Raw genomic sequence first — 21,339 nt, forward strand, 5'->3', positions numbered from 1 at the left:
AAAGCTTATGAAAAAAAGAAAAAAGCATAAAGAAAAATATTATTTGAATTGGAAACGAATCACTGCAACGACATTAATAGCGGCACTATCCGTCACATCTGTATCATTAGATTCACTGGCGGCTGAACCGGCACAGACAGCGGAGAATCAGGCGAAGACCGAAGCAGCTTCCGATGCGGATGACAGCGTGGAGCGTCCAAAAGAGCTAAAAGGTGTGACAGAAGAGGACGCTGTGAAGAAAGAGAATACCGAAACTTCCACCACATTCCAGATCGGGAATGGTAAGAAAGTATCCGTATTCTATCAGGAACCGGTGCGGTATAAAGATGAGTCGGGGAAGCTCATTGATTATGATCCGTCACTGGTAAAAGTGGACAGTTCGAAAAGTGAGAACAAGGAAAGTCTGAAAGGTTATGCATACGAGAACGAAGAAGGGGATGCCAAACAGTACTTTCCGGAGAAGCTGTCGGATACGACACCACTTTTGATGGAAAAGGACGGCTACAGTGTTGCGCTCAGTCCGGACATGAAAAGTAAGGCTGTTGAAGTAGAGAAGGAGGACTTCACGAACGGATATGAAGAGACAGAAGAAGTCCCACTGACAGCAGCTTATGATACTTCAGATCCGGTCACTTATGCGTACACTTCCGGGGAGTCCGGGATCAAGGAAGAGATCCGGCTTGCAGAGTGTCCGAAAGAAAATACGTTTTCTTATACGCTGAAATTAAAAGGATTGAAGCTTAGAAAAAATCCAGTGGATGAAGGGCTGACTCTCTATGATAAAGAAAGCGATGAGATCGTAGGTTCGGTCGGTGCTCCGAACATGAACGATGCTGGTGGGAAGGCATACAGCGAAGAACTGACAACCAAAGTAGAGGAAGCAGGGGAGGACACCTACCGTGTAACCGTGACCGTAGACTGGTCTTATCTGAAAGACAAAGACCGCCAGTATCCGGTCGTGATCGATCCGACGATCAAGTGGACAGGCAACACCGATCTTGGGGATGTGTATATCTTAAGCGGTTCTACCTATAAAGATTATAACTTTTACACCAGCGGTGTAACGGTGATGAATGCAGGAAAGGCATCCAAAGGAATCTACCGGACTTATCTTGCTTTCAAAGATATGAAGTCCAAGATCAAAGGCAACTATGTAGACAGTGCCATCCTGACGATGTATGAGACAGCAAACAGTACGAAAGGGCAGACGGTACAGGCATACCGGGTAAAGGAAGCATGGGAGCGTTCCAAAGTGACCTGGAACAAACGTCCGGGATACAATACTTTATACAGCACGGTGAAGACAACCGGAAAAGCAAAGACCACCAGAACGTTAGATCTGACTTCTTTTGCCAGAGGGCTTGCTAATGATTCCATTGTCAACTACGGCGTGATGTTAAAAGGTGCAGATGAAACCGGAAAGTATGCGGAGTTTGTAGGTTCCAGAAACAGCACGACCAGCTTGCGTCCGAAATTGGTTGTTACTTATTATGATAAACCGACCAAGGCAACTTCCATATCCGTAACACCGTCTTACGTGAAGCCGGGAACAGCGATCAAAGCAAACTGGGCAGGGATCACGTCCAAAGGATTATCCTATGTCCAGTACAAGATTGTGAAATTAAACCCGACAACCTTAGAAGATATCGGAGAATTAGTTCCGTATTCTTCCGGTACAAAACTGGGAACCAGCGGAAGCGGCTCCGCAACGATTGCAGCGAGTACCGGATGGAAAGAGGGCAGCTATAAGATCGGTATCCGTGGTGTGGACAAAGGAAACCTTGCAGGACCTGGAGCAGGCGCAAGATTTGTGATCGATGGAACGGCGCCGACAATGGCAAAACCGGTACTGACACCGGCAACAACAAAAGAAGAACCGACCGATGTGCAGAACCCGACAATCCAGTGGTCGGGTGTATCCGATGCGAACCTCAAACAGATGGAATACAAGATCGACGATGGCGCATGGAAGAAGCTGGGAACCGGAACCAGTGGAAGTGTGGAACTTCCGGCAGGCACGATCACCGGAAATGGACAGCATAAGATTGCAGTCCGTGCAGTGGACAAAGCAGGCAATGTCAAAGAAGAAGTGTTGGATTATTATTACAAAGATAATACGGTCGGATTTGACGGTTATCTTCCAAAAGACGGAACCCTCACCCTGCGGAAAGACTATGGCAAGAACCTGATCTCCTGGGAGACCGATAAAGTGTTAAATGATACCGTGTATTATCGGATCTACAGGGGAACAGAGAAAGACTTCACACCGAGTGAAGAAAACATGGTCTGCAAGAAAGTGTTCAAAGGTTACTGGATCGATCTGGAAAGTGCAAAGGATGAGAAATGGTATTATAAAGTAGAAGCTGTCCGTGCAGATTCCTCCGGTGAGATCGAAGAGCAGGAACTGGTTGATACGGTATTGAGTGGAACAGGAACCGCACCGGAAGAGTTTGAGAAACATACCGGAAGCCAGGATTATCTGGGATACCAGAGTTTCCAGACACCGACCGGAAACGGAACCGTGGAAGACCAGAGCGGAAACCTTACTTACAGTCAGGAAGATGCAACACTTCCGGCAAGTCAGTTGACATTTGAGATGGCGAGAACTTATAACAGCCAGTCACTTCTTACTGGAATGTTAGGAACTGGATGGAGTGATACCCTGCATAAAGAACTGATCAAAGGCGAAGATGGCACGATGTACTATCTGGACAGTGACGGAAGTATCTATCATTTTAAGAAGAGTGGGGACACTTATGTTTGTAAAGAAACGAAAGATCTGACACTGAATGATGGAAGTGAAGCCATTACAAATACTGCAAAAAGCAGAGCTTCTGTGAAAAATGGATCTATTTCTGTGAAAAAGAAAACGGCTGTATGTAGCACAGAAATGGGAAAAATGAAATATACATATAAGAATCAGATGGAATCTAAGAATAAGAGCAAGATAAAAGGAAGAACAGTAAAAGTACAGAGCAGTAATGATTCGGATGAAGAAGAATCAGAAGAAGATGAGGATGATTCAGACGACACGGTACAAAGGACACATGCTTATACAATAAAAGATAAGCAGGGAATCTTATATCGTTTTAATAAGGAAGGACAGTTGGTGTCTGCATTAGATCCAAATGGTACATTCCTTTTATATGATTATTTGCCAGATGGAAGACTGGAACGTGTTTCAACAGAAGTAAAAACAGTAATTGAATTAAAATATCAGAAAGATTCGGGATTGTTGAAAGAGATTGCGCTTCCAGATGCAACAAAACTTTGCTATACTTACGATAATGGAAGATTAACAGAAATGAGCCATTGCGGTAAGGATGGTAAAACATTGGTTTCTTATGCTTATGACTATGACAGCGATCACTTGAACAGTGTAACAGATGGAAAGGGACAAAAGTATACGATCACTTATAATGGCGAAAAAGTATCCGCAGTGACTTACCCGAACGGAGAGAAAGAAAACTGGGGATACGCAGGTGGAAAAACAACTGTTACAAAGAAAGCTTCTGACGGGATAGAAGTCCGCACAAATAGCCGGGAGTATGACACAAAGAGCGGAAAAGTAACAAAAGAAACAGAAGCGGATGGAAGTGTAACAACTTATGCTTATGAATATGAGGAAAATCCATATCTGGTTACAAAAACGACAAAAACGGTTGGTTATGAAAGTTTGACCAATGGAAAAGTAGAGTGGAAAACGAAAGAAAAAGTAAGTGAAACAGTTTATGATGAGCAGGAAAATGAAAAGACGGAAACAGATGAAGATGGAACCGTAACAACGTATACTTATGGTGATACAACGAGTGAGTGGACTGTGGATCAGCCATCAGAAATAAAAGAGGAAAAAAGAGATACTCTTATTAGTGATGAAAAATATGAATATAATGAAAATGGTGAGTCTGTAAAAGAGGAAGAAGTTACAGATACAGAGAATAAGACAGTTACAGAAAATGCTTATGATGATTCTGGAAATGAAATTGAAACGAAAACAACAGAAGCGGGAATTGAAACTTCTAAGACTACATCTTCTTATGATGCATATGGAAATACGAAAGAATCTTCAACAACCAGTGGAGATGTTGTAACTAAAGAAGAGAATAGTTATGATGTCATGGGACGCGTGACAAAGAAGACCGATCCGGATACCGGAGAAGTGACGGAATATACCTATGATGAGTTAGGAAGACAGATCAAGTCTGTCAGCACGCTGAATGGAAAGAGCCAGACAACAACCTCCTCTTATGATGTCAATGGAACGGTTGTTTCCGAGACCGGAACGGACGGAGTGAAAACGGATTATGTATACGATTCCCTAAACCGTGTTGTGAAGAGAACAGTCACGAAAGGAACTTCTCTTACTTACACTACCGCCTATTCTTATGGGGATGTTACGGTACAGGATGGCAGGGGAACCAGAACGGTTAAGAATGCATCGATCCAGAAGGAAAGCTATCCAAGTGGAACAACAGCGTCCGAGACGTATACCGATGCTTCCGGCAATGTTGTCAGAGAGAAAGCAAACGGTCTGTATACCGATTACACTTATGATGCCTCCGGCAATCAGGTCGTTGCATATGAGAACGGAACCGGTGCAGACGCAGCAGAAGGAAAAGTGACACTGGCACTCTATGATGAAGAGGGCAGAAACTTTGCAACGATTGTGAATCCGGGTGTATTCGGGGAAGCCTATCAGGTCAGTGAGGACAGTCTGGTTACCAAGCAGTCTTATGACACGAAAGGAAATGTCGCAAAAGAAACGGATGCCATGGGAACAGCAACCGCATATTCCTATGATGATTCTGACCGTGTGACAGAAGTGACACAGAACGCAGGCAAAGATGGAGCTGTTGTAACAAAAGCCTCCTATGAAGCGGACACAGAAAATCAGAAGAATAAGACAACCGTTACCGATGCAGGCGGCAGAAAGAGTATCGAAGTCACAGATGCGGCAGGTCTTATAAAGAGCAGTCAGGATCAGGGCGTGAAGGAAGACGAAAGCATTGCAACCGCGTACAGCTATGACAGCCGTGGAAACCAGACAAAGGTTACTTATGAAAATGGAGACTACCGGGAAGATACTTACGATGCAAGGAATCTGAAGACGGTATCGAAATATTATCAGGCAGACGGAACCCAGACATTGCAGACAAACTATCAGTATGATGACCAGTATCGTCTTACAAAGATGACGGATGCGAAGAAGTCCGGCAGTGAGAGGAAAGCATACCGTTATACTTATACTGGTTATGACGGATTTGGAAGAACTGCATGGACAGCAGAAGTCTCACAGGAAGCAGAGCCGATTGATGCACAGATCGCAAAACACAAGATCTCTTACAGCTATGATACGGAAGATAAGATCACGGAAGTCACTTATGCGCTGGCAGAAGACGGAAGAGTGGAAAGCCTGCACTATGCGTATGACAAGAACCAGTATCTGATCGCTATCAAAGCAAAGATCAAAGGCAGTGACGAGGAAAAACTGATCCGCAAATACCGCTATAACGAACGAGGAAAACTGTTTACGATCGTTGACTTTACTGATTATAGAGATAAGAACGAAAGCTATGTGGCAAGGTTCTATGAGTATGATGCATTGGACCGTGTATCTTCTATGACCTATAAGAGTGGTACAACTGTTCTGGAAGCTTATACTTATTCTTATGATAAGAATAATAACATTGTAAAGAAGACTGAGAAGAACAGTACTGCCAAAGAGGAAAAAGACCATACTGATCAGACAACGGAATACACATACAATGCACTGGGAAGACTGACGAAGAGTGTTGTGACTGACCATAAGAAGAATGATGAGAAGACCACTACGACTTACAGCTACGATTTTGCAGGAAACCGCACAAAGAAAGTCAAAGGTGAAGAGGAGACAGCGTATAGCTACAATGGTCTGAACCAGCTCTTAAAGGCAAAGACAACCAAAGGAAATACCGTAAAGAATGACATTTCTTATGAGTATGATGTCAACGGAAACCAGATCAAAGAGACCGATAAAGAGACGGGAGACAGCGTGGAGAACACCTATGATGTGGAAAATCGCTTAAGTACGGCAACTGTAACGAAGAAGAGCGGTACATCCGGCAATGAGACTGTCAGCCTGACACAGGAAAACCTGTACAATGGAGACGGACAGCGCATCCAGAAGAAGGAAGCCGGAGAAGTGACGAACTACTTCTACGAAGACGGCATGGTATCCTATACAACCGGAGCAGATACCGGGGAGAAGTTGATCCAGAACCTGTCCGGACTGGAAGACAATGTGATCTATGCAGAACAGAAAGTAACCGGAAAAGACGGAACAACAGCCTCTTATCAGGATTTCCTGTATACCAAAGACATCCAGGGCAGCACTTCCAGCATCCTGAATAAGGATACAAAGGGAGAACTTTCCTACGAATATGACGACTTCGGAGAGACCAGTATCCACGGAAGCAGTGCTTTAAAGAATGAGATCTGCTACACAGGCGGCATCTACGATGAGAGCACCGGACTCTATTACCTGAATGCAAGATACTACGATCCGGAGAATGGAAGATTCCTGACAGAAGATACCTACCGGGGAGAGGTGAATGATCCGGATACATTACATCTGTATGCATACTGCAAGAATAATCCGATTAGTTATGTGGATCCAAGTGGGCATAAATCCATATTGTCAATATATTATAATGCAAAAGGAAAGAGTTTAAAACAACAAGCAATTAAGTCAAACTATTATAAATATAAAAATGCTAAGTTTATAGGTGTTAGTAAAATAAAGGGGTTTAAAAAGAAATGGAATAAAATATCAAAGAGATATCGAAAAGTATATTTGTATTTACATGGTGGTAAAGGAAAACTATATTTTAAAAATGAAACAATGAAGGCTTCCGCTATTAAAAAAATGAAAAAAAAGAAAAAAATTAAAAAATTAGTACTTGTTATTTGTAAAGCTAATAAAGGAAGTAATAGTGTAGCGAAAGCTTTTCATAAAATTGCACCGAAAGCAAAGATATATGCATCAAATGCAAGTGTTTCATTTCAGTATAATTGGGTGAAAGATAAATATTATCCAAGATATAGGTTAAAAACTATTTTAAAAAATTATAAGAAATATGCTGGAAAAAATCCTATACATCGAATCAAATTTTAGGGGGGAGTATATGAAACGAAAATCGAAAAAAAATGTAGTGATAATTATTGTTGGGCTATTTATGGTGTTATTATTTTATATTGGCTTGCAAGTGAGTAATATGACTATGTGCAAAATCAATGTAACGTATAATGGAAAAAAAATAAAAAATGCTGATCAAATAAAATTGAAAATTGTACATGATTCAAAAAAAGCAAAAAGATTATGGGAACAAAGCCAAAAAGATGAAGTGCTGTTAATACATACTGCGGAAGGTTTGACGGAAAATTTGTATACAGTAAAAATACCTTCTAATATTTTAAAAAATAATTCGCCAATAATAAGATGTGAAACGGCATATTACAATACTAAAGAGTTTGACTGTGCTGTATTATTTTGGAATATTGATATTATTGAAAAAAAGGGGGAGTGGTTGGTTAATAGTAAAGTGAAATGTAGACATTTGCTCGATGAAGAGACTTCAAAAAGGACATTTAAATTAGGAAAAGAGAAAACGAATTATGTAATGTAATGATATGAAGGAAAAGGAAGCATGAATTAAAAGGGGATTTCTGGATATATATCTAGAAATCCCCTTTTCCAACTAAAATTAAGAAATTCTTTCGGATTTTTTAAGCTTTTCTGTAACAAAACAAGAGCAACAAACGTTATTATATATATAACATCATTTTATGCAAAGTGGGGAAAGATATGCAAAAGAGAAGAAAAGGAATAGTAGCAGTAATGGTTCCGGCGTTATTGCTGACAGGCTGTATGCGGACTGCGATGAACAGCCCGGAATGGAAATTGCGGGAATCGATCGAGACATCGAATTTACAGGGAATGAAAGAAGCTACCCGGGATAAGAAGCTCGACCTGGAAAATATGAAGGTGAAGATTGAGGTCAGAGGCGAAGACGATAAAAGAGCGTTGGCGCAGGTAATTTCGGAAGATCCACTGGATGTAGAGATGATTCAGACATTGGTCGATGCGGGAACGAAAGTAAACAGTAAGACCGGCAACTATTTGTGCGATATCATTCGAGGTGCAGAGAGTCCATACAGCGACAGAGTGGAGAAAGTATTAAAGATTTTGCTGGAGAATGGCGCTGATCCGAACCGGAAAGATGAGAAAGGATATACAGCAATTGATCGGTGGCTGTGTGAGAGCGGAATTGAGCTGAGATCGGCAAACGTCACAATGGTCAAAGATGTAAGAAGACTTTGAGAAGAAGACGGAGAGAAAGCATTTTCCGGATGGGAGGATTTGGCTTATTTTAACACGGAACTTGCATATGAGCTTTATAAGAAAGATTTAGATTCTAAGAAGCTTGACGATATTTATGAGGGAATCTATGAAAGTGTTGACAGAGATTTAGCAAGAAAATTTATGATGGAAACACTGGACGCAAGTGACGAATCGGCTGCGAAAGCACTGGAATGTGCGGTGAATCTTGGCGATTACAATATGGTGAAGAAGCTGATAAAAATCGGCGTAGATGTGAATCAGGAGATTTCGCCGGATGATGATGCCGAGTCTGCAGGTGATGAGGACGAATCAGCAGTAAAACATACCGTTCTGCATGCAGCGGCAGAGTGTACAAGCGAAGATATTGCAAAGTATCTGGTGAAACACGGGGCGGATGTGAACAAGAAGGACGGTGATGGCAACACGGCATATGACATTGCGAAGGAAAATCAGTTTTTTTCGGATGTTGATTTTTTAAAGTAGGAGTGTTTTGGGTGAACACAAAGGAGGACGGCTATGAAAAAGAAGAGGAAGAGTTTATGGATCGTGTTAGTCTGTCTGTTGGTAATTATTTATCTGGCTGGTTATTACCTGTTCTGGATGTGGACAAATCCGATCAGCTATTATCTAGAGAAAGCAAAAGGAAATTATAATGTCAGCAGGGTTCTCCATAACGCAAGAACCGGTGATGCGAGAATGTTGGCAATGCTGGGAGATAAGACATATTATTATGACTATTCGGATAAGAAACTAAGAACTGTGGATTCGAAAAGTGGAAAACTTCGGTCGGCGCTGGAAGATGCAGGAACTTATACGAATGGAAAATACATATATGTGAATTCCTGGGATGCTCTGCGCCAGTATGATGCGGATGGGAAACTGGTTGTTGAGAGGAAGCTGGATGCGGATAAAAGAATTTTGCAGGCGTTTCTCGGAGAAAAATACATTTATATTATCTGTGGTGCGAATGAAGGTGACTCATATCAGCAGACGTTATATGTGTTAGATGCAGCAGATGTCCGGAAGACAGTGGATTTAGGCGAATTAAAAGAAAAGTCTGGTAAAGGTGCATTTATAGATAAGGACAAACATTGGGCAGAGCATAGGAAGATTACGACGCCGGATGTGAACCTTTACTATATTGGCAGTTGTCAGCGGGAAAAGGTAAAAGACGGAGAAGTGAGTTATAGTCTGACAATCAAAGATGCCTCCAAAGGATATTTCTTCAATCTGGTTATGGTAAATAAGCAAACAGGAGAGCGTGTACATCAAGAGGAATCTGATTTGCAAGATGGAAAATTACTGGCATCTTACAAAGACACCTTGTATGCATGGGATTTTCGTAATGAATCAAAGGAGTTTCGTATTTATAAAACAAATGCCGATGGAAAGAGCGAAGAGCTGTATCAGTCAGAAAAATACAAACCGGTAGATATGAAAGTATCCGGAAATATGCTCATGCTTCAACTGGAAGATTACCGTTTTGGTGGCATGGAACATTACACAGGAGCAGATTATGAAGCGGCAAGATACAGTGGCGGTGAACTGATTTACTATGATATGGAGAAGCAGAAGATTACAGCGAAGTATGAACTCGAAAAAGAACAGGCTGTTTTCATGTCAACGGATGCTTATGCGACATTCAAAGATGGTAAGGTGAGCTATTATAAAGCCGGGCAGGATGTGCCGCTTTGGACAAAGAAGATAAAAGGTTACAAGACCGGTAAAGGTGACGAGATTATCCGTTATGATTTCCAGACATATGGAGACAAGCTGTATGTTATGTACGTGAATGATGAAAGCGGGGAGAACATGCAGATAATGGATGTGATGGAGTTGAACAATTAATATAAAACATTAGCATGTGTAGATTATTTAGTAGTTATATTAATTAGTAAATAATTGACTAATAAGACAGCAGGGCGATTTCTGAATACATGAAACAGAATTCCCCTGCTGTTTCTAAAAAACTTTGAAATTATATGTCACAAAATGGAGCTGTGGATTGTTACTATATATGTAAGATAAATTATCTGGGGTGTGATTGGATGAAAGAAGGGGGATGAATTATAGTAAGGCAATGTTTACCGCTATATTTATAGTAAGCAGTTTTTGGGAGGAAGATACAGATATGAAAAAAGAATGTATAAATAACGCACGATGGTTTCTGATTTTTGATAAAATATTTGAAATTATTTGTTGCTTTTTTGTTATAGTAACACTTTGTGTGTCAATGAATTATATAACCGACATTACACTGGAAGAACAAATCTTCTTGTATGTTTTTATTGCAGCAGTGCTAAGTGTCATAGTGTGTGTTGGACGAATGCATGCGCGTATGATTTATCAAATTAAAATTGAGGATAATGAAATAATATGCTATTGCGGTTGCAAGACAAAAGGAAGAAAATTTGAAAAAGATAATTTAGAGAGTATGGTAGAGACATCGGATAAATACATATTAAAATTTTGCAATGGGAAAAAATTATGGGCAAATAAAAAATATTTCCGACCGGTAATAATAAAAGATAACAAAAGCCATAAAGGTATTTATCCAACAGATTTTGCAGGAGTGAAAGTTGAAAATAAAGAAACAAGGGGAATTATAAAATAATATTCTTCTATTTCGACCAAAATTAAGAAATTCTTTCGGATTTTTTAAGCTTTTCTGTAACAAAACAAGAGCAACAAACGTTATTATATATATAACATCATTTTATGCAAAGTGGGGAAAGATATGCAAAAGAGAAGAATATGAAAGTGTTGACAGAGATTTCGCCGGATGATGATGCCGAGTCAGCAGTAAAACATACCGTTCTGCATGTGGCGGCAGAGTGCACAAGCGAAGATATTGCAAAGTATCTGGTGAAGCACGGAGCGGATGTGAACAAGAAGGACGGTGATGGGAATACGGCATATGACATTGCGAAGAAAAATCAGTTTTTTTCAGATGTTGATTTTTTGAAGTAGGGTGTTTGGGGTGAACACAAAGGAGGTTGAATGAAGTAATGAAAGTAAAAAAGAAATGGATATGTATAATAGTTGGAATAATATTTATATTCTATTTGATTTTAATTATATTTTTTAATATTTTTCCTATTTATTTAAATTCTGCGGGTATGAAAAGTGATTATGTAGAATCAGTGAGTGATGATAAAGTGTGGAAAATATATTTAATTCCAGATTCATTAGGATTTGTGCGAGGCTACATAATTCCAAAAGAAAATCATACGCCAAAAGAGATTACAGTTTTAACAAAAGAATATGGTTCATTTGATAAAGCAACTACAAAAATGTATATAGCTGATGATTTAGAAACGCCAGCAGAAAAAAATATATTAAAAGGGAAAAAAGTATATGATTTTATAGAAGCGGAAAGCGGTGCGGAAGAAAAAACGGAAATACCTATTATCATCAAATGGACCAATAAATCAAATCAGCTAATAGAATCAAAAGCTACTATCAAATATGATAAGTGGAATGCATATGGATGGTTTACAACACTTAAAGTGAAACTGGGCCTGGACGTGTTTTAGTGTATTAGTATAATGCAAATGAGACAGCAGGACTATTTCTGAATATATGAAACTCATGATCCGAAAGAAGCAGACTAGAATAAAAAGATAAATAAATGGAATATATTCCGGATATGAATTGAAAAAAGACTTGCAATTGCAAGTCTTTTGAAGTAGCGGGAACTGGATTTGAACCAGCGACACCACGGGTATGAACCGTGTGCTCTAGCCAACTGAGCTATCCCGCCATAAAAATATTGCCCGTAAGTACTGCTAATATTACGGATGTAAAAAGACTTGCAAGAACAAGTCTTTTTAAAGTAGCGGGAACTGGATTTGAACCAGCGACACCACGGGTATGAACCGTGTGCTCTAGCCAACTGAGCTATCCCGCCATAAAGAAATATTTTTATAAGTATGGGACCAATAGGGCTCGAACCTATGACCCTCTGCTTGTAAGGCAGATGCTCTCCCAGCTGAGCTATGATCCCATATTTACCCGGCTCTCTCAAACCGACTTCGTTATTATACAATCAAAAGTGAGGAAATGTCAACACTTTTTTTGCAAAAAATTGTAAGTATGTGATATAATATGCTCAGATGTGCGAAAAACAGCCGATTTATGCGAATTATAAGAAGTTTTATAGAAGTTATAAAATCGGCAGACATTAATAAAACACAGGCAGGAGGACATGAAATGACAAAAGGTCGCGTATTTTTTCGAATTATTGTAGGGGGATATCTTGGATATCTGGGAATTGATCTGATAAAGAAGACGATGACAAACAGGCCGGAGAATGCAACGCTTTATCTGGTGCTGGGTGTGGCATTTGCTGTACTTGGAATCGTATGGTGTGCGAAGGCAGTCGTGATGGCAGTGAAGCATGAGTATGTGGAAAATGACGGAGAAGAGCTGGACTGCGAGGAATTATTAGAGAGCGATGTGGATGAAGACGGTAAACTGAACCGGGACAAGCTGTTAGGCAATACAGATACACAGAAGAGTGATGAACCGGTGGGAGCAGATCACAGTGAAGCCAAAAAACAGGAAGAGAATACAGATCACAATAATGTTACAGAATAAGAAATATATTCTGGGAAAGGAAATAACAGTATGAGAGTTGGAATGGGATATGATGTTCATAAACTGACAGAGAACCGCAAACTGATTCTTGGAGGAGTAGAGATCCCTTATGAGAAGGGGCTTCTGGGACATTCGGATGCGGATGTGCTGCTGCATGCGATTATGGATGCACTTCTGGGAGCGGCAGCTCTTGGTGATATCGGAAAACATTTCCCGGATACAGATCCGGCATATAAAGGAGCGTCCAGTATTGAACTTTTGAAACATGTTGGAAAGCTGATCGACGAGAAATTATATGTCATCGGTAACATTGATGCAACAATTATTGCGCAGAGACCGAAGATGGCACCTCATATTGAGCAGATGCGTAAAAATGTGGCAGAAGCACTTCACATTGATGTAGATCAGGTAAATATTAAAGCAACTACAGAAGAAGGACTTGGATTTACCGGAACAGGTGAAGGAATCTCCTCACAGGCTATCGCATCACTGGATACGATTGCTAATTACAGTTACCAGGTTGGTCCGCAGACCGGCGGCTGCGCAGGATGTGGTGGCTGCCCGAATGTGGGAAAGTAAAGGCGGGCAGGAACAAGATGCAAGTATTATAGTTGAGTTGGGAAATTACTATATCATTATATGAAATATAAAGGATTGGAAGAAGAATGGAGATTCGTAAGTTAAGTCAGGAAGAGCATAACAAAGTGCGTCCATTGTATGAGGAAGTATTTACGGAGGACAGCAAAGGATTTGTGGATTATTATTTTTCGGAAAAAACGAGAGATAATGATATATATGTAGTGGAAGAAGATGGTGAGATCTGCGCAATGCTGCACCTGAATCCATATACATTAATGGTAAATGGTGTGGAAAAACAGGCGCATTACATCGTTGCAGTAGCGACAAGAAAGGAGTATCGCGGACGTGGGTTTATGGCGGCGCTGTTAAGGCGGGCACTTCAGGATATGTATGCATCAGGAGAGAATTTTACATTTCTGATGCCGGCAGCAGAAGCAATCTATACACCACATGATTTCCGGACGGTTTATGAACAGAAACGCAGAGTATATAATTTAGCAGATGTGGCGATGAAAGAAGCGGCAGGCATTTGTATTCGCCCGCTTACGGAAGAAGATTGCGATACACTTGCTGAGTGGGCAAATGAAAAGCTTGCGGCAGATAAAGATGTATATGTGAAACGTGACGGCGCATACTACCTAAGGTTAATGCGGGAATGTGACAGTGACGGTGGAAAACTGATGCTGTTTCAGAATGAAACGGGGATTGAGGATTGCAGGATCTGGTTCCCGGATGAGGATGAAGATGAGACCCCGAAGATTATGACAAGGATTGTTGATGTACGCCGGATGTTGATGTCGCTCAGATTGCAGGAATTGTTATGCGTATGTTTTACAGTAACCGATTCTGCCATTGAAGAGAATAACCGCACACTGGTGCTCACCGGAACAGAGATTTCCGGGGCAATGCTGATGGATGGCAAACCGGAAAATTCCGAAGGGGAGATCCCGATTGCGGCACTTACAAGCTTTGTATTTGGTGCAAAGACAGTGGAAGAACTTTGTGAGGAAGATGGCGTCCATATGACCGAAAGAATGAAAGAGGAAATGAAAAAAATCATCCCTCTTTCCCAAATATACTTAAATGAAGTTGTATAATGCTTAACCGGAAAATAAAAGAAAAGTACTTAAATCTGGTTTAATACATCAAGAAGACGTCGGTTATCGGCAGGATTCATGATACAGAAACGGAAAAATTCACCGGCTAATGATTCAAAAGAGGAGCAATCCCGGATCATGAGCCGGTTTTTGATTGCTTTTTCAAATACATCAAAGGAAGTAACGCCCTCTTTCAAAATCTCAACAAGAATAAAGTTCGCATAGGCTTTGTATGGTTTGAAGTTCGGATTTTTCTTGAGTTCATCAAACATGTATGTGCGTTCGGAACAGATCAGTTCGCGGGTTTTCTTATAATAATCAGTATCGGAAAACATGCGTTCACCGGCATATGCGGCAATGCTGTTCAGACTCCATGGATTCTGGTAGAGAAGCAGATCTTTTAAGAAAGCCTCATTGCTTGTTATACCATATCCGAAACGAAGCCCCGGGGCGGCATAGAATTTGGAGACACCGCGGATGATCATGAAATTATCGTATTTTGGAATAAGACTGACTGCGCTGACTGCTTCAATATCCGGTGCAAATTCTACATAAGTTTCATCGATCATAACAAAGATTCCGTATTCCCGGCAAGCTACGAGGATACGTTCCATCTCACTTGTTGTGAGCGCAGAAGAAGTCGGGTTATTCGGATTGCAGATGATCGCAAGCTGATAGTCTGTTTTTAACGTCGTTATAAAGTCATCGATATCTAATTGGAAATCCTGTTCCTTTTTTAGATTATAAAAATCCATGGAACCACCATTTAAAGATAATTCTCTGGCATATTCAGAATAAGTAGGTCCAAGTACCAGTGCCCTTTTCGGGGTGCGTGTGGAAATGAGAAGCGAGATCAGCTCTGTCGATCCGTTTCCTATAACAATATGATCGGCAGATACACCGGTGTATTTGCTGATTGCTTTTTTCAGAGATCTATAATCACGGTCCGGGTAACGTGTGATCACATCCAGATGCGAAGCCAGATCTTTCTTTAACTGCTCGGACAATCCAAGCGGGTTTACATTTGCACCGAAAGAGACGATTTCTTCTTTCGGAATATGATAATAGGCTTCAATCTGCTCCAGATCGCTTCCGTGAAATTCAGGTTTTTTATCCATATCTATGTTCCTTTCCGGGGTTATCCTTAGATTTTATTCTAACAGCATTGCAATTACCAAACAAACAATGCTATAATTCATTATAGTATGTTTTTTACAAAAAGCAACGAAAGATGCAGGTGTAAGTCTTGAAAAATAAGATACAAAGATTTTCTAAAGGAGACTTCAGCGTAGAACAGCCGGAAGTTGTGTTCGAAGAGACGAATCTGGTCATGATTATCGGCGAGGGAGAAGTATATAGAGGAAGTTTCTTAATAAAAAGCAATAATGACAGAAAGATACGGGGAATATTATACCCGTCTTCTTTTCGTATCCATTTTAAAGATCAGGGATTTGACGGAGTCACATCCAGGATTGAATTTACTTATGATGGGAAGGGATTAAAACCGGGACATGTAGAACGCGGTAAGATCACGGTCGTATGTTCCGGAGGTGAATATGAGCTTGCTTTTACAGCGATCATCGAAAAGCCATATGTTATGACAACTTATGGTAAAGTACAGAGTACAGATGATTTCAGGAAGCTTGCGATCAAGGATTTCTCAGAAGCAGGAAGACTGTTCCGCTCCAGAGAATTTTACGAGATTGTCAAATATGAGAATGAGCGGACGTTTTATCTCTATGATAATATGCGAAAATGGTCGCTCGGCGAACAGGCAATGGAAGAGTTCCTTGTCGGTATTAAGCAGAAGGAATGTATTTTCCTGACGCTGCAGGGAGAAGGAATGCTCTTTGAAGATATCAAAGAACCGAATAAAGGAACGATTACGATCGTAAAGAACACATGGGGCTTCATGCCGATCCATATTGAGACAGAAGGAGCGTTTTTACGTGTTACCAAGCCGGATCTGACAACAGAAGATTTTGTCGGAAACAGTTATGAGATGGAATATCTGGTACGTCCGGAATATTTGCATGGCGGAAGAAACTATGGAACAATACGGTTCATTACTCCGTATGAGGCATTGTCCTACGAGATTGAAGTATTACAGAATCAGGAATATGATGAGGAACATTATGTACCGGAACTGTTATATGCGCAGTCTTTAAAAGAATATATCGGCTATATGGCAGGACGTATCGAGCTGGATACATGGGTGGAGAATGCGATTGAAAATGTTGCCGCTATCCGCAGAATTAAGCCGATGAGTGAGATTTACCAGCTTCTGCAGGCACATGTTTATATTATTGGTAAGAAGTTTGAAGAAGCAAAATGGATTTTGGAGAATTATAACTATAACCGTTTCGCAATCGGAAAGGATCCGATCACAAACTGTTATTACCTGTTCCTGACGGCGCTGATCCGTGAGAATGACAGCCATATGGAGCGTGTACTGGATGAGATTGGCAAGACCTATATGCGCCATCAGGATTCCTGGCTGCTTCTCTATATGATTTTACAGATAGACGGAAGATACAAGAATCCATACAAGAGACTGGAAGTGCTGGAACAGCAGTTTGAGTTTGAAACACATGGTGTTATGTTCTATCTGGAAGCTTATTTGTGCTATCAGTCGAAGCCGACACTTCTGAAAAAGCTTGGCAAATTTGAATTACAGGTGTTGAATTTTGCAACCAAATATCGGCTGATGACGAAGGAACTGGCATTATATGTGGCGAATTTTGCAAGTCAGCATAAGTCCTACAGTGATTTGTTATTCCGCATTTTAGAGCGGATTTATAAGGTTTATAAAGATCCGATGATACTCAATACGATCTGTATTCTTCTGATCAAGGGAAATAAGAATCAGAAAAAATATTTTCACTGGTATCAGGAAGCAGTAGATTCCGAGCTTAAGATTGCCCAGTTATATGAGTATTATATGAATACTTTGGATCCATCCAGTGTAAACGGACCGCTTCCGAAGTCTGTTTTCCTGTATTTTATGCATGGAAATACACTCGGATACGAGAAGGCTGCATTTCTTTACGCTAATCTTCTGACTTATGAAGCAGACAGTGAAGAACTGTATGAAGGATACAAAGAGCAGATGAAGACATTTGCGATGGATCAGCTCAGAAAGCGACATATCACAGAATATCTTCGTATTTTATATAAGCATTTCTGTACTGAAGATATGGATTCCGAGCATATGGAAGCAATGCGCGATGTCTGCTACGCATATTCGATCTCAACGAAAGTGCCACATATGAACTGTGTGCTTGTCATTGAGAAGAATGGAGAAATCAGACAGCGTGTCCCATATACCGAAGATGAGCCGGTGATTGTCTATCTGTATGACAAAGAAGCAAGGATCATCTGGGAGTCGATAGAGGGACGTTATTATACGGATTCTATTCCATATGAGACAAAGCGTCTGTTCTATGAACCGAGATTTCTGGAAATCTGCAAGAAATATGGTGCATCTGTCGGCAAATGGAAAGACAGCGAGGAGAAAGAGACTCCGACTTTTGAAAATATTTATGTTAAAGGCTTAAGCTATTTCGAAGATAAAGATGTGTTCTGCATTTGCAGCAGAAGAATCCGGGAAGAGAATTACGAAGAAGATGATTTCCTGACGTATCTGTGTTTTGAGATGTTCCGCAGACATCAGTATGACAAAGCAACGCTGACTTATCTGGCAAATTATTACTGTGGTGCAACTGCAGATATGAAGCGGCTCTGGAAAGTGCTGCGGGAATATCAGGTTGCATCCGGCAAGATCAGTGAACGGATCATTACGCAGATGTTATTTTCAGAAGATATGTTTGATGAGGAAGCTATTTTTGAAGATTATTATCTGTCTGATAATGTATATTTTCGACTGAAACAGGCATACCTGACGTATGCGTCAAGAGAGTATGTAATAAATGGCAGAGATACGAAATCCAGTGTTTTTGAGATCATTGCTAACGAGTGTGAGAAGAAGGAAACGCTGCCGGATATCTGCAAGATTGCGCTACTTAAGTACTATGCCGGCAGAAAATATCCGGATGAACTGGAAGAAGTTCTGCACAGAGAACTTCGGAGACTGACGGAAAAGCAGCTGATCTTTCCGTTCTATATGAAGTACCGTGCGCAGTGGCTGACAGAGCTTCAGTTGTATGATCGTACTATGCTGGCATACCGTGCGGAGCCGGGACATAAGGTGAAGCTGTTTTACAAGATCCGCAAAGGTGGGAAAGAGACACTTGGATATAAGACAGAGAATCTGCTCCCGGCATATGAGAATATTTATGTAAAACAGTTCGTGTTGTATGAAGATGAAGAACTGCATTATTATTTCCAGGATACGATTGGAAATGAAATCACAACAACGGAGAAGAAAGTGCTGACGAATGCGCATACAGTGAAGACCGGCAAATACGGAAAACTGAATGCAATGCTTTCTATGTCCCCTGCGAACCAGAGAAAAGCGATCATGGATTTTGAAGAGGAAGAGAAGATGGCAGACAGTCTTTTTAGGATGTATGAATAACAGAGAGGAAGAAATAACGTGAGAAGAGGCAGTATTATTGGCTATGATCTGAATGAAAATACCTGTCAGATCAGTTATTACGATGAGAAAAGCGACGAACCGCAGACGTTTGAGTATGCACAGGGACAGTCGCTGATCCCTCTGAAATTAGGTTATATAAAAGAACAATGGGTATATGGAAAGGAAGCAGAACTGCTGGAACAGAAGAATCCGTCCTGCGTGGTGTCAGATCTGTTCGGCAAGGCAGTGCAGCGTAAGAAAGTGCGGATTGGAAGTAAAGTCCACGATGCAGTCTGGCTTCTGGCAAAATTCGTAGGACTTACACTGGAGGATTTTGAAGATATCCGGTTTATTACATTTTCTACGCCATATACGAATATTGATATGTCTAAGATGCTCAAAGGAATCGGCAGGCATCTTGGCGTAGACAAGGAGAATATTTACGTGCAGGATTACAAAGAAGGATTCTGCCACTATATGTTTTATCAGCCAAAAGAGCTGTGGCAGTATGAATCAGCAATGTTTTTCTGCGATGGACAGACGATCAGAGCGTATATGCTCCGGAGGATGAATGTGGCAAATGGTCAGAACCGTGATATGTTTGTGACGGTAGATGAAGTCGCAAGTGCGCAGATCCAGGAGATGGAAGCGATTTACCCTGTGCTGAATAGGGAAAAAGCGAAGAGCGCGGATGAAAGTTTCCGGCTGTTTATCCAGAATGTGTTTGAGAAAAAGGTCGTATCGTCTGTGTATCTGACCGGGGCGGCATTTGAAAATAAATGGTATCCGAATTCATTGAAAGTGCTCTGCAACGGAAGACGTGCATTTGTGGGTGATAATCTGTACAGTAAAGGTGCCTGCTACACTTCCATGCGAAAATACCGCAATTATAATGAAGGACCGGTATATCTGGATGACACACGCATGACAGAACAGATCAGTCTGCGTATGCGCATTGGTGGCAAAGAAGGATGGTATCCGGTCGTTGCTTGGGGAACACACTGGTATGAAGCAGATGGACAATGGGAGGTAATCCTGGAAGATACATCTGATATTGAGATTCATGTGGAGACTCTTGCCGGAGATGAACTCCAGGTAGAAAAAGTATCTCTGGATGGTCTGAAAGAGCGGAGAGATTATTCGCTCCGCCTGCGGATCGAAGTGATGTTTCTGGATGAAAGAACCTGTAAGATGACATTCAAGGATGTCGGCTTTGGAGAATTTTTTGAAGCTTCGGATTTTCAGGTGGAAAAGGTTATACATTTAGGAGGAATCAATGGGCAGTTTAATTCTATGTCATAAAAAACATGCCAGACAACCATATGTGATTGCCAGAGGCCATATCAGGATCTATACATTAGAGGAGCTGTGTTATTTCATCTGTAATAATCTCTATCTGATCGACTATACACTGATCAACAGACAGCTGTGTGAGTGGATCAGGACGGAGCTGCAGATGTATGAGCTTGCAGATGCGCTGCAGGAAGAGCTGGATAACCATTGCACGGAAGAAGATTTTATTCTTAAGATATTGCAGCAGTCAACAATGTATGCATCTTCGGAGATTATAAAGATACAGAGTATTCTGGAAAAGCTGCAGGATCAGAGAGAAGTGGAGAGATTCAAGCTGAAAGCGGACAGCCTGATGAAAAACGGAGAATACGCAGATGCGATTCTTGTTTACCGGACGATCATTGATGGTAAGCGGGATGATTCGGTAGGAAAGCCGTTTTATGCAAAAGTGTATGGTTGTCTGGGAAGTGCATACGGCAGACTTTTTTTGTATGAGGAAGCGGCACAGGCGTATGAAGAATCTTACAAACTGCAGGAGAACGAAGATGTGTTAAAAGCGTATCTTTACTGCAACTATCATGCGCTTCCGGAGGAAGAGTATACAAAGATGTTGTCAGGCAATTCCAGATATCTTGGTATTGATGCGGAATTAAAAGAAAAAAGAGCGGATATCCGTGCCGATATTGAGATTGGAGAAGAAGGAAAAGAAATTGAATACCGAAAGCGCCTATATCGTGGGATTGACAAGAAATAAAGAATATGATACTATAACAGAGCAATTTAGCGTGGTAAAGTAATCAATTGATGAATTGATAAAACAACGCAGTATGCAAAGCAGACATACCATGAATACA

15 protein-coding genes and 3 tRNA genes are annotated in these 21,339 nt (G+C 40.9%); 14 read left to right on the top strand and 4 right to left on the bottom strand.

What is annotated here, in order from left to right; genetic code table 11:
• Positions 1-7: 7 nt before the first annotated feature.
• The 8 genes from DW152_RS09170 to DW152_RS09205 all read left to right on the top strand — a co-directional run bounded on the left by DW152_RS09170 (position 8) and on the right by DW152_RS09205 (position 11,916).
• Positions 8-7,153, top strand: coding sequence for a DNRLRE domain-containing protein (locus DW152_RS09170; protein ID WP_118288476.1), 7,146 nt, complete (start codon positions 8-10; stop codon positions 7,151-7,153).
• A gap of 10 nt (positions 7,154-7,163) precedes the next feature.
• Positions 7,164-7,664 (top strand): hypothetical protein, encoded by a 501-nt coding sequence (locus tag DW152_RS09175; protein WP_118288477.1) that lies wholly within the window; start codon positions 7,164-7,166, stop codon positions 7,662-7,664.
• Positions 7,665-7,843: 179 nt separating this feature from the next.
• The gene (locus DW152_RS09180) at positions 7,844-8,359 is read left to right on the top strand and encodes a hypothetical protein (RefSeq protein ID WP_118288478.1); all 516 of its coding nucleotides are present in this window, start codon (positions 7,844-7,846) and stop codon (positions 8,357-8,359) included.
• A 39-nt stretch (positions 8,360-8,398) separates the two neighbouring features.
• A complete protein-coding gene (locus DW152_RS09185; protein ID WP_118288479.1) occupies positions 8,399-8,863 on the top strand; it encodes an ankyrin repeat domain-containing protein in 465 nt (154 codons plus the stop codon).
• A 33-nt stretch (positions 8,864-8,896) separates the two neighbouring features.
• Entirely contained in the window at positions 8,897-10,228 is a 1,332-nt protein-coding gene (locus DW152_RS09190) for a hypothetical protein (protein WP_118288480.1), read from the top strand.
• 214 nt (positions 10,229-10,442) lie between these two features.
• Positions 10,443-10,994, top strand: a complete 552-nt coding sequence (locus DW152_RS09195) for a hypothetical protein (protein ID WP_118288481.1) — start codon at positions 10,443-10,445, stop codon at positions 10,992-10,994.
• 140 nt (positions 10,995-11,134) lie between these two features.
• On the top strand, positions 11,135-11,350 hold the full coding sequence (locus DW152_RS09200) for an ankyrin repeat domain-containing protein (RefSeq protein ID WP_158549890.1): 216 nt from the start codon (positions 11,135-11,137) through the stop codon (positions 11,348-11,350).
• 38 nt (positions 11,351-11,388) lie between these two features.
• On the top strand, positions 11,389-11,916 hold the full coding sequence (locus DW152_RS09205; RefSeq protein WP_118288482.1) for a hypothetical protein: 528 nt from the start codon (positions 11,389-11,391) through the stop codon (positions 11,914-11,916).
• Between the two features lie 153 nt (positions 11,917-12,069).
• Here the strand turns inward: DW152_RS09205 and DW152_RS09210 are convergent.
• From DW152_RS09210 to DW152_RS09220, 3 genes are all read right to left on the bottom strand, one after another.
• Positions 12,070-12,143 (bottom strand) — tRNA-Met (locus tag DW152_RS09210).
• 73 nt (positions 12,144-12,216) lie between these two features.
• Positions 12,217-12,290: transfer RNA gene (locus tag DW152_RS09215), tRNA-Met, on the bottom strand.
• 23 nt (positions 12,291-12,313) lie between these two features.
• Positions 12,314-12,386 (bottom strand) — tRNA-Val (locus tag DW152_RS09220).
• A 206-nt stretch (positions 12,387-12,592) separates the two neighbouring features.
• Between DW152_RS09220 and DW152_RS09225 the strand changes: the two genes are divergently transcribed.
• The 3 genes from DW152_RS09225 to DW152_RS09235 all read left to right on the top strand — a co-directional run bounded on the left by DW152_RS09225 (position 12,593) and on the right by DW152_RS09235 (position 14,655).
• On the top strand, positions 12,593-12,979 hold the full coding sequence (locus tag DW152_RS09225; RefSeq protein WP_021860732.1) for a hypothetical protein: 387 nt from the start codon (positions 12,593-12,595) through the stop codon (positions 12,977-12,979).
• 30 nt (positions 12,980-13,009) lie between these two features.
• Positions 13,010-13,558 (top strand): 2-C-methyl-D-erythritol 2,4-cyclodiphosphate synthase, encoded by a 549-nt coding sequence (gene ispF, locus DW152_RS09230; protein WP_021860731.1) that lies wholly within the window; start codon positions 13,010-13,012, stop codon positions 13,556-13,558.
• An 86-nt stretch (positions 13,559-13,644) separates the two neighbouring features.
• The gene (locus tag DW152_RS09235; protein ID WP_118288483.1) at positions 13,645-14,655 is read left to right on the top strand and encodes a GNAT family N-acetyltransferase; all 1,011 of its coding nucleotides are present in this window, start codon (positions 13,645-13,647) and stop codon (positions 14,653-14,655) included.
• A 29-nt stretch (positions 14,656-14,684) separates the two neighbouring features.
• Here DW152_RS09235 and DW152_RS09240 read toward each other — a convergent pair whose 3' ends face one another.
• Positions 14,685-15,773, bottom strand: a complete 1,089-nt coding sequence (locus DW152_RS09240; protein WP_118288484.1) for a pyridoxal phosphate-dependent aminotransferase — start codon at positions 15,771-15,773, stop codon at positions 14,685-14,687.
• 128 nt (positions 15,774-15,901) lie between these two features.
• Here DW152_RS09240 and DW152_RS09245 point away from each other — a divergent pair, with 128 nt between their 5' ends.
• The 3 genes from DW152_RS09245 to DW152_RS09255 are packed head-to-tail and all read left to right on the top strand — an operon-like array spanning position 15,902 to position 21,239.
• Entirely contained in the window at positions 15,902-19,192 is a 3,291-nt protein-coding gene (locus tag DW152_RS09245; protein ID WP_118288485.1) for a DUF5717 family protein, read from the top strand.
• 18 nt (positions 19,193-19,210) lie between these two features.
• Positions 19,211-20,494, top strand: a complete 1,284-nt coding sequence (locus DW152_RS09250) for a DUF5716 family protein (protein ID WP_021860727.1) — start codon at positions 19,211-19,213, stop codon at positions 20,492-20,494.
• Positions 20,469-21,239 carry a hypothetical protein gene (locus DW152_RS09255; protein WP_021860726.1) on the top strand — a complete coding sequence of 257 codons (771 nt, stop codon included), beginning with the start codon at positions 20,469-20,471 and terminating at the stop codon, positions 21,237-21,239. Before DW152_RS09250 ends, DW152_RS09255 begins: the two co-directional genes overlap by 26 nt.
• The last annotated feature ends 100 nt before the right edge of the window (positions 21,240-21,339 follow it).

Origin of the sequence: Dorea sp. AM13-35 (assembly GCF_003473885.1) — a bacterium.
GTDB classification, from domain to species: Bacteria; Bacillota; Clostridia; order Lachnospirales; family Lachnospiraceae; genus Dorea_D; species Dorea_D hominis.

Excerpts from the sequence above, each read along its gene's own strand:
- DW152_RS09170 (WP_118288476.1), top strand. The coding sequence starts at position 8 with ATGAAAAAAAGAAAAAAGCATAAAGAAAAATATTATTTGAATTGGAAA.
- DW152_RS09175 (WP_118288477.1), top strand. The coding sequence starts at position 7,164 with ATGAAACGAAAATCGAAAAAAAATGTAGTGATAATTATTGTTGGGCTA.
- DW152_RS09180 (WP_118288478.1), top strand. The coding sequence starts at position 7,844 with ATGCAAAAGAGAAGAAAAGGAATAGTAGCAGTAATGGTTCCGGCGTTA.
- DW152_RS09190 (WP_118288480.1), top strand. The coding sequence starts at position 8,897 with ATGAAAAAGAAGAGGAAGAGTTTATGGATCGTGTTAGTCTGTCTGTTG.
- DW152_RS09195 (WP_118288481.1), top strand. The coding sequence starts at position 10,443 with ATGAATTATAGTAAGGCAATGTTTACCGCTATATTTATAGTAAGCAGT.
- DW152_RS09200 (WP_158549890.1), top strand. The coding sequence starts at position 11,135 with ATGAAAGTGTTGACAGAGATTTCGCCGGATGATGATGCCGAGTCAGCA.
- DW152_RS09205 (WP_118288482.1), top strand. The coding sequence starts at position 11,389 with ATGAAAGTAAAAAAGAAATGGATATGTATAATAGTTGGAATAATATTT.
- DW152_RS09225 (WP_021860732.1), top strand. The coding sequence starts at position 12,593 with ATGACAAAAGGTCGCGTATTTTTTCGAATTATTGTAGGGGGATATCTT.
- ispF (WP_021860731.1), top strand. The coding sequence starts at position 13,010 with ATGAGAGTTGGAATGGGATATGATGTTCATAAACTGACAGAGAACCGC.
- DW152_RS09235 (WP_118288483.1), top strand. The coding sequence starts at position 13,645 with ATGGAGATTCGTAAGTTAAGTCAGGAAGAGCATAACAAAGTGCGTCCA.
- DW152_RS09240 (WP_118288484.1), bottom strand. The coding sequence starts at position 15,773 with ATGGATAAAAAACCTGAATTTCACGGAAGCGATCTGGAGCAGATTGAA.
- DW152_RS09255 (WP_021860726.1), top strand. The coding sequence starts at position 20,469 with ATGGGCAGTTTAATTCTATGTCATAAAAAACATGCCAGACAACCATAT.